Origin of the sequence: Maritalea sp. S77, from assembly GCF_049801075.1 — a bacterium.
GTDB lineage: Bacteria > Pseudomonadota > Alphaproteobacteria > Rhizobiales > Devosiaceae > Maritalea.
The window spans coordinates 518304-532806 of sequence record NZ_JBNAGG010000002.1 but is presented as its reverse complement, the minus strand read 5'-3'; the positions used below and the strand labels follow the sequence as shown (position 1 = coordinate 532806).

The 14503-nt window shown below is 49.3% G+C and carries 18 protein-coding genes; 13 read left to right on the top strand and 5 right to left on the bottom strand.

The features are described 5' to 3' along the window. The first annotated feature begins 11 nt into the window (after positions 1-11). Entirely contained in the window at positions 12-746 is a 735-nt protein-coding gene (flgH, locus tag ACP15Y_RS10310; RefSeq protein ID WP_424982979.1) for a flagellar basal body L-ring protein FlgH, read from the top strand. 108 nt (positions 747-854) lie between these two features. Here the strand turns inward: flgH and ACP15Y_RS10305 are convergent, their stop codons facing one another. After that, positions 855-1799 (bottom strand): DMT family transporter, encoded by a 945-nt coding sequence (locus tag ACP15Y_RS10305; protein ID WP_424982978.1) that lies wholly within the window; start codon positions 1797-1799, stop codon positions 855-857. Between the two features lie 70 nt (positions 1800-1869). Between ACP15Y_RS10305 and ACP15Y_RS10300 the strand changes: the two genes are divergently transcribed. From ACP15Y_RS10300 to ACP15Y_RS10285, 4 genes are all read left to right on the top strand, one after another. Further along, on the top strand, positions 1870-2370 hold the full coding sequence (locus ACP15Y_RS10300; protein ID WP_424982977.1) for a MarR family winged helix-turn-helix transcriptional regulator: 501 nt from the start codon (positions 1870-1872) through the stop codon (positions 2368-2370). A gap of 183 nt (positions 2371-2553) precedes the next feature. Further along, positions 2554-2883: an ArsR/SmtB family transcription factor gene (locus ACP15Y_RS10295; RefSeq protein WP_424982976.1), complete on the top strand. Its 330-nt coding sequence runs from the start codon at positions 2554-2556 to the stop codon at positions 2881-2883. Continuing rightward, a complete protein-coding gene (locus ACP15Y_RS10290) occupies positions 2883-3350 on the top strand; it encodes an SRPBCC family protein (RefSeq protein ID WP_424982975.1) in 468 nt (155 codons plus the stop codon). Before ACP15Y_RS10295 ends, ACP15Y_RS10290 begins: the two co-directional genes overlap by 1 nt. Beyond that, positions 3343-3747: a GFA family protein gene (locus tag ACP15Y_RS10285; protein ID WP_424982974.1), complete on the top strand. Its 405-nt coding sequence runs from the start codon at positions 3343-3345 to the stop codon at positions 3745-3747. Before ACP15Y_RS10290 ends, ACP15Y_RS10285 begins: the two co-directional genes overlap by 8 nt. A gap of 61 nt (positions 3748-3808) precedes the next feature. On the opposite strand, the gene ACP15Y_RS10280 is transcribed toward ACP15Y_RS10285, so the two are convergent. The 4 genes from ACP15Y_RS10280 to ACP15Y_RS10265 all read right to left on the bottom strand — a co-directional run bounded on the left by ACP15Y_RS10280 (position 3809) and on the right by ACP15Y_RS10265 (position 6373). After that, positions 3809-4096, bottom strand: a complete 288-nt coding sequence (locus ACP15Y_RS10280; protein WP_424982973.1) for a hypothetical protein — start codon at positions 4094-4096, stop codon at positions 3809-3811. A gap of 126 nt (positions 4097-4222) precedes the next feature. Continuing rightward, the gene (locus ACP15Y_RS10275; RefSeq protein WP_424982972.1) at positions 4223-5233 is read right to left on the bottom strand and encodes a hypothetical protein; all 1011 of its coding nucleotides are present in this window, start codon (positions 5231-5233) and stop codon (positions 4223-4225) included. 131 nt (positions 5234-5364) lie between these two features. Beyond that, complete coding sequence (gene dksA, locus ACP15Y_RS10270) at positions 5365-5796, bottom strand: RNA polymerase-binding protein DksA (protein WP_424983092.1); 432 nt, start codon at positions 5794-5796, stop codon at positions 5365-5367. 166 nt (positions 5797-5962) lie between these two features. Continuing rightward, a complete protein-coding gene (locus tag ACP15Y_RS10265; protein WP_424982971.1) occupies positions 5963-6373 on the bottom strand; it encodes a flagellar assembly protein FliX in 411 nt (136 codons plus the stop codon). Positions 6374-6629: 256 nt separating this feature from the next. Here ACP15Y_RS10265 and ACP15Y_RS10260 point away from each other — a divergent pair, with 256 nt between their 5' ends. From ACP15Y_RS10260 to ACP15Y_RS10225, 8 genes are all read left to right on the top strand, one after another. Next, positions 6630-7745 (top strand): flagellar basal body P-ring protein FlgI, encoded by a 1116-nt coding sequence (locus tag ACP15Y_RS10260; protein WP_424982970.1) that lies wholly within the window; start codon positions 6630-6632, stop codon positions 7743-7745. Next, on the top strand, positions 7745-8101 hold the full coding sequence (locus ACP15Y_RS10255; RefSeq protein ID WP_424982969.1) for a rod-binding protein: 357 nt from the start codon (positions 7745-7747) through the stop codon (positions 8099-8101). Before ACP15Y_RS10260 ends, ACP15Y_RS10255 begins: the two co-directional genes overlap by 1 nt. After that, the gene (locus ACP15Y_RS10250; protein ID WP_424982968.1) at positions 8098-8586 is read left to right on the top strand and encodes a hypothetical protein; all 489 of its coding nucleotides are present in this window, start codon (positions 8098-8100) and stop codon (positions 8584-8586) included. The genes ACP15Y_RS10255 and ACP15Y_RS10250 overlap by 4 nt, the downstream gene beginning before the upstream one ends. A gap of 127 nt (positions 8587-8713) precedes the next feature. After that, complete coding sequence (locus tag ACP15Y_RS10245) at positions 8714-9073, top strand: hypothetical protein (RefSeq protein ID WP_424982967.1); 360 nt, start codon at positions 8714-8716, stop codon at positions 9071-9073. Positions 9074-9282: 209 nt separating this feature from the next. Then, positions 9283-10389 (top strand): flagellin, encoded by a 1107-nt coding sequence (locus ACP15Y_RS10240; RefSeq protein WP_424982966.1) that lies wholly within the window; start codon positions 9283-9285, stop codon positions 10387-10389. A 145-nt stretch (positions 10390-10534) separates the two neighbouring features. Then, positions 10535-11644, top strand: a complete 1110-nt coding sequence (locus tag ACP15Y_RS10235; RefSeq protein WP_424982965.1) for a flagellin — start codon at positions 10535-10537, stop codon at positions 11642-11644. A 176-nt stretch (positions 11645-11820) separates the two neighbouring features. Then, a complete protein-coding gene (locus tag ACP15Y_RS10230; RefSeq protein ID WP_424982964.1) occupies positions 11821-12978 on the top strand; it encodes a flagellin in 1158 nt (385 codons plus the stop codon). A gap of 186 nt (positions 12979-13164) precedes the next feature. After that, complete coding sequence (locus ACP15Y_RS10225) at positions 13165-14277, top strand: flagellin (protein WP_424982963.1); 1113 nt, start codon at positions 13165-13167, stop codon at positions 14275-14277. Positions 14278-14503: the final 226 nt, after the last annotated feature.

The following is a 14503-nucleotide window of genomic DNA, read 5'->3' as shown; positions in this document are numbered from 1 at the left end:
GAGCGACTATAATGAAACTGCTTCAAATCATCACCCTGATCGCACTTGGCGCATCTTTAACTGCCTGCACAACAGCCAACCGTCTCGCAAGCATTGGCAAGGCACCATCATTGACTGCCATTGAAAATCCGCAGGCAAAAGCAGGCTACAAGCCAGTTTCCATGCCGATGCCGGAACCAGAAAAAGTGTCTTACCAGCCAAACTCATTGTTTATCTCTGGTAAGCGCGGCTTCTTTAAAGACCAACGCGCCAGCAAAGTGGGCGACATCCTCACCGTTGATGTAACAATCGCGGACAAGGCGCAAATCGCCAACAAAACATCACGCTCACGCACCAGCACAAACGATGCGGGCGCAGGCGGCGTAGTGGGCTCCATCTTTAACTCAGTTGTGCCAGACGTTTCTGCAAATGGTGCTATCGAACTCAGCTCAGGCTCCGCCGACTCTGGCGACGGCTCCGTCAACCGCTCTGAAACTTTGGACACATCTGTCGCCGCTGTTGTGGTTCAGGTTTTGCCAAACGGCAATTTGGTGATCGAAGGCCGCCAGGAAGTTCGGGTTAATTTTGAAGTCCGCGATCTGATTATCGCAGGTGTTGTTCGCCCAGAAGATATCGGTGCCAACAACACTATTCCTTCTGAAAAGATTGCTCAGGCCCGCATCTCATATGGCGGCCGCGGTCAAATCACCGATGTTCAACAGCCACGCTACGGCCAGCAATTTATGGACGCCATTCTTCCCTTCTAAGGCATGCCATAATATCGGTTGATCGCTTTCCCCAATTTGCGATCAGCCCTTCCCCAAAGGGCGCGACTTTCCCCAATTTGTCGCGCCCTTTTTGATTTCAGGCGCAGTTCACTTCTTGCCGAAATTGGCTGCATTGAAAATCACCACACCAGCGATCACCGCCGCGCCACCCAGCAAAACCAAAAGTGTCAATTGCTCTTGCAAGAATGTGGCCGCCAACAGCGCACCAACCAGCGCGATCACTGGACCAATCTGGCTAAGGTAAACAGGACCGCCGCGCTTTTGCAGCACAAAGTAAAAGCCAAAGCCTGCCGCAAAACATAACATTTGCGCACCCATCACCAAAAACCCGGCGTTGGAGACTTCAGCAGCTGACCAAGCGCCGGATATGAAGGCAAAGCCATAGCTATAAAGCCCTGCGGTGATCAGCATCCAGGGCGCAAGCAACAATGGCGCCATTCCCTTTGGCCAAAAGCGCGACCGGAATATATTGCCGAACGCAAGAAACACGGGGCCAAACAAGCTCAAAGCAATCCACAACGGCGCAATGCTTGTGTCAGTCAGCTTACCAAGGGCGAGCAAAATGCCGCCAGTAAGGGCCATACCCACACCTAAAATCTTGCCAAGCGAAAAGCGGTCATCGCCAATCGCAACAGCAATAAAAAAGGTGAGCACAGGCGCAAATGCCGTCGCAAAGGCGATGAAGCCCGCCCCCACATGGCGAACCGCAAAGAAAAACATCAGGTTCGGCACCACGAAAAAAAGGCCAGAGATAAAATTATATCGCCAAGCGGCAAGATCAAACTCTGCTCGTTGCCCCGAAAGCCGGGTTACCGCAAGCAACAACACACCGCCTCCCAACGCGGTGTGCGCTAGATAAATAGAGGGCGTCCAACCCGTATTGATCGCCACTTTGCCCAGCACAGCCGTGAGCCCCATAAAGAAGCCAACAACCAGCAACAAGATCAACATGCCAAGATCAAACTGTTGCCAAAAGCCCGCCTTTGGGGACGAGTTAAGATTGACGGTTGGATTTTGCGTCAGGTTAGACATACTCATATTCCGTTTGATTTGAAATTTATCTTACCATAAAGTATCTTGATATTAAGATAAAGGCTTAAATATGGATCGCGCCGCTCACGCAGCCAAACAATGGCAAAAAGAACGTCCGGAATTGGACACCATTCCCATGGAAACCCTTGGGCGCATTGCCGAATTAGCGCTACGCGCACAACGTGATCACATAGATCCCCTGTTCGCAAAATTTGGATTGCAACCCGGCGAATTTGACGTTTTGGCCACATTGAGACGGGCCGGCGCACCGCATGCCCTGTCACCCACTACCCTTTACGAGGCGACGATGGTCTCCTCCGGCGGCATGACAAATCGTATCGATAAGTTGGAAAAAGCAGAGCTGATCGAACGCTGCCCCAATCCCAATGATCGGCGCTCAAATCTTGTGGCGCTCACGGCCAAAGGCAAATCTTTGATTGATGAGATTGTCCCCAAACATATCGACAATGAAGCCCACCTACTGGCAAGTCTATCCTCTGAAGAAATCTCCCAACTCAATGCGCTAACCCAAAAAATGCTCGGCCATATCGCAAATCTTGAAAAAGATTAAAGTGATGAACCGCGAGTTGCGGTCCTACTGGATGTCAAAAATCCCAAACTAGCTCTGATTTTCAAATACTTAGGTTAAAAAACAGACTCAACGCGTCAAGCAGCGACAGCACACATCCTTTATATTGACAAATATCTATATAGATGATTATCTATATTAAATGTTGAACGAAGGAGAATGTGAATGGCGTCACTCGACCATCAGTTTATGGCCCTCGCGGACCCAACCCGTCGCGCCATCATTGCGCGACTTTCAAAGGGCGACGCAACTGTCTCCCAATTGGTGGACCAGTTTGAACTCACACAACCCACAATCTCCAGTCACATCAAAATGCTGGAAAAGTCGGGGCTGATCACACGCACGCGTGTCGCGCAAACCCGTCCCTGCCGCCTAAATCCACAAGGTCTAAAAATGATGGCTGACTGGATTGCCGAGTATGAACATTTCTGGACCGCAAATATCGATCGATTTGTAGAACTCGCCGAAAACACCAAGCGAAAGGACCAGAGCTAATGTCCCATGAACTTAAACTCACACGCACATTGTCACTAACACCTGAGGAATGCTTTGCATTGTGGCAAAATCCTCAAATATTGGCAGCTTGGTGGGGCCCATATGACGATCAGGGAGAGCCCTTCATCTCCAAAGTTGAAAATTGGGACCTAAAAGAAGAGACTGATTGGGCCATCACAATGACAGCGCCTAGCGGCAAACTATATCACCAGTCTGGCACCATTCTAAAAGTCAACGCACCCCATGGCCTCACCTTTACCTTCCGCTGGACAAAGCAGGGTGAAACCGGCCCGACGACAAAGATTGACGTGCATTTCGAAGCAGCGGCAAACGGCACAGAGATGACCTTCAAACATATGGATTTCGATCTTACCGAAGATCGCGACGCCCATATTTCTGGCTGGTCTTCCTGCATTGACCGGTTGGAGCATTTCATTAGCACACGTCAGGAGGCAAAAAATGGCTAAGACCAAAACAATCCAAGGCAGTTGCCACTGTGGTGCCGTTGCCTATTCGGCGCAGATTGATCTCGACGCCCCAACTTTGCGTTGCAATTGCTCCATTTGCCGCAAAAGCCGCGCCTGGCTGGCATTAGTTCCCAGCGCCAATTTCACCCTCAAAAGTGGCAAAGAGCAAATCAACACCTACCAATTCGGTGATCGTGAAATCACCCATTGTTCATGCACCAAGTGCGGCATCCGCACATTTGGAAAATTTGGAGAGTTGGGCAGCGATGGTGACATGGCCATCAGCATTTCAACACTCGATCTAACGCCTGAACAAATGTCGCGTTTACCGATCACATATTTAAATGGTGCCACAGATGATTTTGCCAACCCACCAAAAATAACAAACTATCTCTAAATGAAAAACGGCGAGCACATTGTGCACGCCGCGTTCAAAGGGATATTTCAAGCAATCTTATCTAGTTGAACCGGGCTTTTGCACGATCAAATGCGTTGGAGATATTGTCCCAAGCTTGATCAAACCCGCCCTTCATATCTTGCCAAGCATCGTCGCTTGAGTCGCGCAACTCATCCAATTTTGATTGGGCATCATCACGTTGGGCGCACATTTGGTCCAATTCTTTTTCCTGCTCAATCTTGCGATCAGCATCGGCTTCTTCAAGCTCAGCTTTTTTCTTGCGGATTTCCGCATCCCATTGATCAAGCTTAGCTTTCACCTTCTGAATGTAATGATCTTTCTCAGACATATTGACCCCTGTTCTGTTGGGCGCGTCATCATTGCGGGCTGCAACGAGTCATGCGCGTTTCCACAACAGATAAACGCTGCAAAGCGCCGTTGAGTTCCGCATAGTCGGGAGAATTGAGGTTTTTATCTATTTCAGGAAATGGCGTTTCTGTGATAGCTCAGCCAAAAGCGGATCAATATGATCGCCAAAATCATCGGCGCGCATAGACCGAATTTGCTTGAGCACGCCCATGGCGTGATCAGCTGTAAACCGCTCAAAAAAACTTTTTGCTTCAGCATCATGGTGCCAAAGATTAGACAGGCGGCGATTGATATATTCTTCCACCAAATATTGCTGACGCTGGATTGATTGGCCAAACGTGCCCAAATTCCAAGCCATTTTTAGCGCGTAAATGTCAACGCCCGCCCGGTTCGCCCCCGAAAGACCAAAGCGCTGCATATATTGCCGCGACTTAATTTCAAACCGCTCCGGCGCATAGTCAGCCGTAACATCCTGCCAGCCACGCAGTTTCAACTGCGCCACTAAACCGGATGGGGTCGTGCGCTCCCGGAACTTCATCCCAAAACGCTCTGAATCGGCCAAAATCTTCAGCACGAGATCAGAACAGGACAACCATTCTTTGATTTGCTTTGCATTTTGATTGTCTTTTGGACCACGCCCAAAGCCAATAAATCGCCGCAAACTATATTTGGATTCAATATAGCGCCATGCACTCATCATGCTTTCCGCGCCAAAAAAAGTGTCGGGCGACCGCAGGTCCGGACACCGCAAAACCATAAAGTCGCGGTAGCGATTTTTGCTGTCATAGCAAAGGTCAATCACCGGCACAAAGCGCACGCCACCAGGGTGCAGCATGTCCGTATAATAGCCCTTCACCGCCCGCGGATAGGCTTCAATCGCGGTCAGCTCGGAGCCGACCAGCGCACAATGGGTAAATTTGCGATTAGATTTGAACGCATCCAGATCAAATGCGTGTTGAAAGGTTACATTGACGCGCGATTTAGGGCCACGCGATCGATAAAAAACCACATCATAGGGCTGAGAAACAGGCCAGCTTTCTGGCGAAATACCGTAAGGCTTCGGTGCAGCCGCGACGGACTGCCCTCCTTCAATCTTTCGCCCAGCCTGTGCTGTCATAGCGCTTACCCTTGAAAAACAACGCCCACGTAAAATAATAGTCTTATCAACTCGTGTTCGCCGCTCAAACACACTTTCAGTTTGTCTCAACTTATATATATAAGTCAATTCAAACGATTAAAAGGTCGAGCTTAGTCGTCGCGATAAACTTTTTCGCGGCGCTCGTGTTTCTCTTGCGCTTCTAAAGACAAAGTAGCGATCGGCCGTGCATCAAGACGCGCCAAGCCAATTGGCTCCCCGGTGTCTTCACAATAGCCATATGTACCGTCGTCCACACGCTTCAATGCAGAATCAATCTTTGAGATCAATTTACGCTGGCGATCTCGCGTCCGCAGTTCCAGCGCGCGGTCGCTTTCTGAAGAGGCCCGGTCAGCAATATCCGGGTGGTTTTGGCTTTCCTCTTGCAAAGCGTCCAATGTTTCTTTGCTTTCGCGTAAAATATCGTTTTTCCACGCCAATAACTTACGGCGAAAATAGGCCAACTGTTTTGGATTCATGAACTCTTCGTCCTCGCTCGGACGGTAGTTGTCAAATTCCTGCGCATCAAACTCTGGTGCAGTCATTTCGCGTTCCAAGTCCATAGACATTGAGTCTCACTCCCTCAACTAATGTGGGCCCTATATAATCGCCAAAAGGCCTCGCCGCAAGCCGCTAATTGAATAGCGATCTAGTCAATTATAATGACGGTAAAATGACGGCGACTTATCCACAATTGAGGCGGTGTAGACGCTAGAGCCGATCGAGTTTGGCCAGCTCCACTTGCACGCGCAATTCAATATCGTCGATCACCGACTTCAACGCCGGATCGTCAGTGGTGGGCGCATTCTTCAAAATTTTGAGCATATTTTGCAACCGCGTTTCACTTACGCGGCCAACCAAAAGGTCGGTTTTTAAACGCTCCAGCCCATCCAAGAGCTGATGCCCCCGCTTCACGCTTTTCTTCTTGGCCAAAGTCGGATCTTCAACACTTTGCAGTGCCAAAAGCGCATCAACGCTGCCCACGCTGTCAACATCGGCGGCATAGCGCACTTGCTCGGTGCTCTTCTCTTGCTCGACAGAGAATTTATCCCCCTCGCCACGCCCTTTGCTCACCTTTTTCGGGGCAGCTCGGTTCGTTCTGTTGGTGTCTGTAATGCGCATTGAAGAACCCAAATATGTTCAGTCGGCAATTTCTGCCCAACCATGTTCGCCCAAGAAAAATAATGGGCACTATTTACCTACAAGAAATAGCATTTTCAAACCAAAAACAAAAGCGATAGCAGCGAGATCACAATTTTAATCAAATAAATCAGTCATTTAATCCTTCATCACATCACTTGGCACAGTTTTCGCATTTAGAATGGTGCACCGCATGCAATTGGGGAATTGAGGCGGGCAAAGTTAAATGGGGAATATAATGAAATCAGTTTTTACACATACGACAAAATGGATCATGGCAAGCTTGCTCATCCTGCTTTTGGCAGCGCAAGCAAATGCCGCGCGCATTAAAGACATTGTCACCATTGAGGGCGTTCGTGAAAACCAATTGGTGGGTTACGGTCTGGTTGTTGGCCTAAACGGCACAGGAGACGGCCTTAACAATGCGCCCTTCACGCGCCAAAGCCTTGTGGCCATGTTGGAGCGCATGGGGGTGAATACACGTGGCACCAATATGCGAACCGCAAACGTGGCCGCCGTGATGGTTACCGCCAATCTCCCCGCCTTCTCTACCCAAGGCTCTCGCCTTGATGTGGCGGTCTCTGCTTTGGGCGATGCCAAAAGTCTTCAAGGCGGCACCTTGCTCGTCACGCCATTGATGGGTGCGGATGGCGAAGTCTACGCCATTGCGCAAGGCCCAATCGCCATTAACGGTTTCCAGGCTGAAGGCGATGGCGCAACAATCGTTTCTGGTGTCCCCACCACCGGCCGTATTTCCGATGGTGCATTGATCGAGCGCGAAGTTGATTTCGATTTGGGTGCGCGCCGCGCTGTACGCTTGGCGCTCCGCAATCCAGATTTCACCACCTCGCGCCGCATTGCGTTGGCCATCAACAATCTTATCGGCATGCCAACAGCTGTGCCGCTGGACAATGCCACGGTCAATTTGACCCTGCCCCGCGGCTTTAACGGCAACATTGTCGATTTGATCACAGATATTGAGCAATTGGTCATCACCCCTGATTTGCCAGCCAAGATTGTCATCGATGAAAACTCCGGCATTGTGGTGATGGGACGCGATGTACGCGTCTCTACCGTCGCGATTGCGCAATCCAATCTCACGGTAACGATCACGGAAGATCCGCAGGTCGACCAACCGAACCCACTCACAAACGGCCAAACAGTTGTTGTGCCGCGCACAGAAATTCAAGTCGATCAAATCGACAGCAGCCTCGCCACCTTAAACGAAAGCGTCACCCTGCAAGAGCTTGTCGATGGATTAAACGCACTGGGGATTTCCCCACGCGACCTGATTTCGATCCTGCAAGCTGTCAAAGCGGCGGGCGCGCTGCAAGCTGAAATCGAGGTGATCTAATGTCAACGGCAAACACCTATTATCCAGTTCAAAAGCCCCACAACATGACCAATGCCCAATTTGTGTCGCTAAAAGAAAAAGCGACCGAGTTGGAAGGTGTGTTCCTCAACACATTGATGAGCGAAATGGTCAAGGCCAGCGACACAGAAGGCATGTTCGGTGGCGGCTATGCGGAAGAAACATGGCGCGGCATGCTTGGCGAGGAATATGCCAACAACATGGCGGGCAATGGTGGCATCGGCTTAGCTGACGACATTCTGCGCGATCTTATTCTATCTCAACAATCCATCAATGCGCCGCGTCCTGCAGCAGCGCAACCCAACCCGGCTTATGTATCAGGAGCGTATCAACAATGAACCCACATCAGTTAAGAGCACAAACATTGGCCAATAGCCCGCCGATCCCATTGCCTGGCGAGCCAGAAGAGGTTTGTGCCGAAGCACATCAAACGCTCACCCGGCTGGTGGACGTCATGAACAATGAAACAACATTGCTTCGCGCCGGGCGCCTTCTTGAGGCCAGCGAACTTGCCGCACCTAAAGCGGAGCTGGCACAAAAATATGTCGGCTTGGCCCGCGCCATCCAGCATAATACGAAGCTCCTGAAGGAAAACGCACCACATCTGTTAGTAGAACTTCAAAAGCATCAGTCGGCCCTTGCCACGCAAATGGCCGAGAATATGCGCGTACTCGCCACGGCCAAATCCCTGTCTGAAGAGATTGTTGGCGATGTCGCCTCAAAACTAGGGCAAGTGCAAAAGCCAAAAACCTATGGTGGCAACGGTGCAGCGGCAGCAAAAGTGCAAAGTTTTCAAGGCGTTTCCATCAACAAAACCAGTTAGGATGCACTGCCCTAACTTTTATTAAAATTTAAATTAAATAACCATCCACCAAATTACTTATACGCAATCTCTCTTCTCCATGATGCTCTAAGGCAAGAAATGCCGAGAAATTTCATGGAGAAGAGCCGTGACCGTCAGAATAGAATCTGCCGCCGGTTTCCAAGGCGGCGCCGCCCTTAGTGGATCGGCACGCCCTCAACAGGATTACAAACCGCAGGATGCGGCCAGTTCAAAGGCACAGGTTGGCAGCGCACAAGCAGCGCCACCTTCAAACCCGCAGCGCGTAAATCCTGTAGCCGACGATGGGCTGCCAGACCTCCCCAAACTCGTGGGACCGTCGGCGCCAGCAAGTTTATTATTTGAAGCCTCTCTAGCCGCAAATGCGGATGAAGGCGAACCAGGGCATATTGACTTCCCAAGGATGATCAATCGCCGCTGGGTTCCCTCACCTGACCTCTTGCGTCAGCTCGAGACAATTAAGGGCTAAGTAATTGTAAAACCGTTGTTAACCATGCCGATTAAACGGCGGTTTACTATAAGAATTCCTCACGTTGCCTGATTAAGGTTTAGTTCACCTGATCAGTGGCTTATGGGGGATATCGCGGGAAGTGGCGGCCAAAGAAATGGCTAAAACTTTTCAAATTAAGCGCGGGCCAGAAAGGCCTGTTTGTAAGCCAGAATGGAGTATTTAGTATCATGGCTATTCAACTATCATCAGCTGTCCGTCAGAACCTCACCGCCCTTCAGGGTACTGCTGATCTTCTCAGCAAAACGCAGAACCGTCTTTCAACTGGTTTGAAAGTTAACTCTGCTTTGGACAATCCAGGTTCTTTCTTTACAGCTCAATCTTTGAACTCACGTGCTTCTGACCTTTCATCTTTGTTGGATGACCAAGGCCAGGCAGTTCAAACATTGAAAGCTGCTGACGAAGGTATTCAAGCGATCACCAAGCTCGCAGAAGCGGCTAAGGCGAAAGCAAACCAAGCTTTGCAGTCTTCTTCAACATCAGACCGCCGTAAGTTTGCTGGTGAGTATAACGAACTTCTCAACCAGATCGAAACACTTGCCAAAGACTCTGGCTACTCAGGTAAGAACCTGTTGGCTGGTACAGGCAACGATTTGTCAGTGGTATTTAACGAAGATGGTACATCTAAGTTGGACATCTCTGCGGTTGATTACACAGACACTTCTGGCTCACTTGGCCTTTCTGACCTTACAGTTGGTACAAGCGGCACATTGACTATCGCTGAATCAGACCTCGAAGGTGGCGATGAAGATGGCGATACATTGACCGTGACCGTTGGCGGCTCATCTGTTGGCTCTATCGCCTATGATGACGGCACCACTGCTGAAGACGTTGTAACAGCGTTGAACGCAATTGATGGTGTAACAGCATCAACAGACGGTACAGACATCACAGTGACGTCAGAAAATGGCGACATCGTAATCGATGACACCGACACAACAGCCGATTTGGCAACCCAAACCGGTTCAGGCTATGTCGCAGGTTCGTTTGATTCAGATACATCAATCAACACAACTTTGGACTCGTTGACTTCTGCCCTTGGCACATTGCGGTCACAGGCTTCAACCTTCGGTACAAACTTGACAGTTGTTGAAAACCGTCAAGATTTCACCAAGTCAATGATCAACACATTGCAAGAGGGTTCTGGCAAGCTGACTTTGGCAGACACCAACGAAGAGGGTGCGAACTTGCTGGCGTTGCAAACACGTCAAACATTGGCATCAACTTCATTGTCATTCGCTTCTCAGGCAGACCAAAACGTATTGCGTTTGCTGTAAATCGAAACGACAAAATGATTTTGAAGGCGGGCTGCGGTCCGCCTTTTTTTATATTCAAATTTCGACATTAATTGTTCATTAGGCATATTCATTCATTTTCTAGCTGTTCCAGGAAGGAACTCGAGTACCTAGAAAAGGAAGTAATATGAGTAATATCCAGCTCTCGTCAGCTGTGCGGCAGAACCTTCTGTCGTTGCAAAACACAGCCGACCTCATGTCAAAAACACAGAACCGTCTGGCCACTGGCCTCAAGGTCAACTCTGCCCTTGATAATCCAGGTTCTTTCTTCACTGCATCTTCATTGAACAATCGCGCTGGCGATTTGACCAACCTATTGGATGATATGGGCCAGTCAGTTCAAACTTTGAAAGCAGCAGACGAAGGTATTCAGTCAATCACCAAATTGGTTGAAGCGGCTAAAGGTAAAGCCAACCAAGCGTTGCAATCTTCTTCAACAGCTGACCGTCGTAAGTTTGCTGGCGAATATAACGAGCTACTGTCTCAAATCGAAGATTTGGCAAAAGATGCTGGCTACTCAGGTAAAAACCTGTTGGCTGGTACTGGCAACGATTTGTCAGTTATCTTCAACGAAGACGGCACTTCATCGTTGAGTGTTTCTGCAGTTGATTACACTGACACCTCAGGTGCATTGGGCCTCTCCGACCTCACAGTTGGCACAAGCGGCACATTGACCATCGCTGAATCAGACCTCGAGGGTGGCGATGAAGATGGCGATACATTGACCGTAACCGTTGGCGGCTCATCTGTTGGTTCTATCGCTTATGATGACGGCACCACTGCTGAAGACGTTGTAACAGCGTTGAACGCAATTGATGGCGTAACAGCATCAACAGACGGTACAGACATCACTGTGACTTCGGAAAATGGTGACATTGTCATCGACGACACCGACACAACAGCTGACCTAGCCACTCAAACTGGCTCTGGTTACGTTGCTGGTTCGTTCGACAGCGACACCTCAATCAACGACTCTTTGACAGCACTGAACACAGCTTTGAACACTTTGCGGTCTCAAGCATCCACATTTGGTACAAACCTTACCGTGGTTGAAAACCGTCAAAACTTCACAACCCGTTTGGTCAACACTTTGGAAGAAGGTGCAGGCAAATTGACATTGGCCGACACCAACGAAGAAGGCGCGAACTTGCTGGCGTTGCAAACACGTCAACAGCTCTCCTCTACTTCACTTTCATTCGCTTCTCAGGCGGATCAGAACGTGTTGCGTTTGTTCTAGGGATAAAGAATTTAGTATTGCGTACTTTATCGCAATGGGCGGTGTGCGGATCATGCACCGCCCATTTTTTTATTCATTTTCAGATTCTTACCTAAGTCATTAACCTTCAGTTAACTGAAATACTTCTATTGTTTTGAGCGTCCAGAAGGGCGTCCCGATAAACCAGAAGTCAGTTTATGAGTAGTATTCAGCTTTCCTCGGCGGTCCGGCAGAATCTTCTGTCACTCCAATCCACCGCAGATATGATGTCCAAAACACAAAATCGCCTCGCCACCGGCTTGAAGGTGAATTCTGCACTGGACAACCCAAGCTCATTCTTTACCGCCTCGGCCCTCAATAATAGATCCAACGATCTTGGCGGACTTTTGGATGATATGGGCCAATCCATTCAAACTCTAAAAGCGGCTGATGAAGGCATAAAGTCCATCACCAAACTGGTGGAAGCCGCCAAAGGCAAAGCCAATCAGGCCCTGCAATCATCCAGCACAGATGACCGCACAAAATATGCAACGGAATACAATGAGTTATTGAGCCAAATTGAGCAACTAGCGAAAGATGCTGGCTATAACGGCAAAAACTTGCTGGCAGGCACCGGCAATGATTTAGATGTTGTGTTCAATGAAGATGGGACCAGCAAACTTGGCATTAGCGCGGTTGACTATACAGACACCGAGTCATCATTAGGCTTGGCAGAAATCGCTGGCGTGACTGCAAACACACCGGGCTCGTTTACCATCAGTGACGCCGATTTAGCCAACAATATGGACATGGGCGACACCTTCATTATTGAGGATGGTGAAGGAAACACCTTAATTGCGGCAGGCGACCCCGGCCCGGGCGCCACCAGCTTCTCCGAATACATCGCAAATGAGATCAATTCCGCCAGCATCTCAGGCTTGTCGGCGACCTTTGTACCCGGCATGATGACGGGCTCGCTGACAATAACCTACACCGAGAGCAACGTCTCGATTGACGATTCCGTTACGACAAACGATCTGTCGAAAACGACATCTTCAAATTTCGCTGCAGGCAGCACAAGCGGCTTTGAAACTGACGAGCAAATCAACGCGACTTTAGATAATCTCAATAACGCGCTCAACACACTGCGATCACAGGCTTCTACGTTCGGCACAAATTTGACTGTTGTTGAAAACCGTCAAAATTTCACAAAGTCATTGATCAATACATTGCAAGAAGGCGCGGGCAAACTCACACTTGCGGACACCAATGAAGAGGGCGCGAATTTGCTGGCACTGCAAACACGGCAACAGCTTTCCTCAACATCCCTCTCCTTCGCCTCTCAGGCAGACCAGAACGTGCTACGACTATTCTAATAAATTGAAAAATATAGCAGATTTAACAGGCGGGCTTCAGCTCGCCTTTTTTATTGCCTGCGTGATTTTTCGCAATTTGCAACAAATTCCGCATTTTGCACGGCCAGTTAAACTTCGATTAACCATGTTCATTCATGATCGTAAGTGCCCCAGAATCGGGCCTAGAAACCATGAAGGAATAGAACTTTGACAATGATCCACTTGTCCGCAGCAGTGCGGCAGAACCTCCTTTCACTGCAAAGCACGGCCGACTTGATGTCCAAAACGCAAAATCGTTTGGCCACGGGTCTAAAAGTGAACTCTGCACTTGATAACCCCAACTCATTCTTCACTGCCTCTGCATTGAATAATCGCGCTTCTGATCTAAGCGGATTGTTGGATGATATGGGCCAGGGCGTCCAAACCCTTAAAGCAGCGGATGAAGGCATCCAAGCCATTACAAAATTGGTTGAAGCTGCCAAAGGTAAGGCTAACCAGGCGCTGCAATCCAACAAAATTGAAGATCGTCGTCGCTTTGCACAAGAATATAACGATCTACTGACCCAGATCGAAGATTTGGCGAAAGATGCTGGCTATAAAGGCAAAAACTTGCTCGCTGGCACTGGCAACGATTTGTCCGTTATCTTCAATGAAGACGGTACTTCTTCCATCACCATCGACGCCGTTGATTACACTGACACCTCGGGCGCTCTTGGCCTTGCAGACCTCACTGTTGGCACAGCCGGCACATTGAGCATCGCAGAAACTGACCTTGAAGGCGGTGATGAAGCAGGCGACACATTGACAGTAACTGTTGGCGGTTCAACTGTTGCAACAATCGACTATGGCGCGGGCACAACTTCTGAAGATGTAATCACAGCCCTGAACGCGATTGACGGTGTGGAAGCTTCCACAGACGGTACAACAATTTCAATCACATCCGCAGCCGGTGATATTGTTATTGATGATACCGACACAACAGCTGATTTGGCCACACAAACTGGCACCGGCTATGTGGAAGGTACATTCGACACCGACACATCAATCAGCGCGTCGCTAGACACACTGAGCTCAGCTCTCTCAACCTTACGCTCTCAAGCCTCAACATTCGGCACCAACCTCACCGTTGTTGAAAACCGCCAAAACTTCACCAAGCGTTTGATCAACACTTTGGAAGAAGGCGCTGGCAAGCTGACTTTGGCAGATACCAACGAGGAAGGCGCGAATTTGCTGGCCTTGCAAACACGGCAGCAATTGGCTTCGACCTCCCTCTCCTTCGCTTCACAAGCGGACCAAGCGGTGTTGCGTCTCTTCGGTTAAGACACAGCATAACTCGGCTCTCAGAGCTATTTCTTCAAAAAAAGGCGTCGATTCTTTCGACGTCTTTTTTTATGTCAAAACAAACTAGGCAGATTTTGCCGTAGATATTGTGGAAAATTCGCCCACCTGCTCCAATTTGAGCCATTCCGTTAATATGCGTTAACCTTTCAGTAAGGTTAACAATTCATTGTCACCAAGAATCGTGGCAAGACTCTATTAACAACTC

Bases quoted from the DNA above. Each gene is read 5' to 3' on its own strand.
- flgH (WP_424982979.1), top strand. From the start codon at position 12: ATGAAACTGCTTCAAATCATCACCCTGATCGCACTTGGCGCATCTTTA.
- ACP15Y_RS10305 (WP_424982978.1), bottom strand. From the start codon at position 1,799: ATGTCTAACCTGACGCAAAATCCAACCGTCAATCTTAACTCGTCCCCA.
- ACP15Y_RS10300 (WP_424982977.1), top strand. From the start codon at position 1,870: ATGGATCGCGCCGCTCACGCAGCCAAACAATGGCAAAAAGAACGTCCG.
- ACP15Y_RS10295 (WP_424982976.1), top strand. From the start codon at position 2,554: ATGGCGTCACTCGACCATCAGTTTATGGCCCTCGCGGACCCAACCCGT.
- ACP15Y_RS10290 (WP_424982975.1), top strand. From the start codon at position 2,883: ATGTCCCATGAACTTAAACTCACACGCACATTGTCACTAACACCTGAG.
- ACP15Y_RS10285 (WP_424982974.1), top strand. From the start codon at position 3,343: ATGGCTAAGACCAAAACAATCCAAGGCAGTTGCCACTGTGGTGCCGTT.
- ACP15Y_RS10280 (WP_424982973.1), bottom strand. From the start codon at position 4,096: ATGTCTGAGAAAGATCATTACATTCAGAAGGTGAAAGCTAAGCTTGAT.
- ACP15Y_RS10275 (WP_424982972.1), bottom strand. From the start codon at position 5,233: ATGACAGCACAGGCTGGGCGAAAGATTGAAGGAGGGCAGTCCGTCGCG.
- dksA (WP_424983092.1), bottom strand. From the start codon at position 5,796: ATGACTGCACCAGAGTTTGATGCGCAGGAATTTGACAACTACCGTCCG.
- ACP15Y_RS10265 (WP_424982971.1), bottom strand. From the start codon at position 6,373: ATGCGCATTACAGACACCAACAGAACGAACCGAGCTGCCCCGAAAAAG.
- ACP15Y_RS10260 (WP_424982970.1), top strand. From the start codon at position 6,630: ATGAAATCAGTTTTTACACATACGACAAAATGGATCATGGCAAGCTTG.
- ACP15Y_RS10255 (WP_424982969.1), top strand. From the start codon at position 7,745: ATGTCAACGGCAAACACCTATTATCCAGTTCAAAAGCCCCACAACATG.
- ACP15Y_RS10250 (WP_424982968.1), top strand. From the start codon at position 8,098: ATGAACCCACATCAGTTAAGAGCACAAACATTGGCCAATAGCCCGCCG.
- ACP15Y_RS10240 (WP_424982966.1), top strand. From the start codon at position 9,283: ATGGCTATTCAACTATCATCAGCTGTCCGTCAGAACCTCACCGCCCTT.
- ACP15Y_RS10235 (WP_424982965.1), top strand. From the start codon at position 10,535: ATGAGTAATATCCAGCTCTCGTCAGCTGTGCGGCAGAACCTTCTGTCG.
- ACP15Y_RS10230 (WP_424982964.1), top strand. From the start codon at position 11,821: ATGAGTAGTATTCAGCTTTCCTCGGCGGTCCGGCAGAATCTTCTGTCA.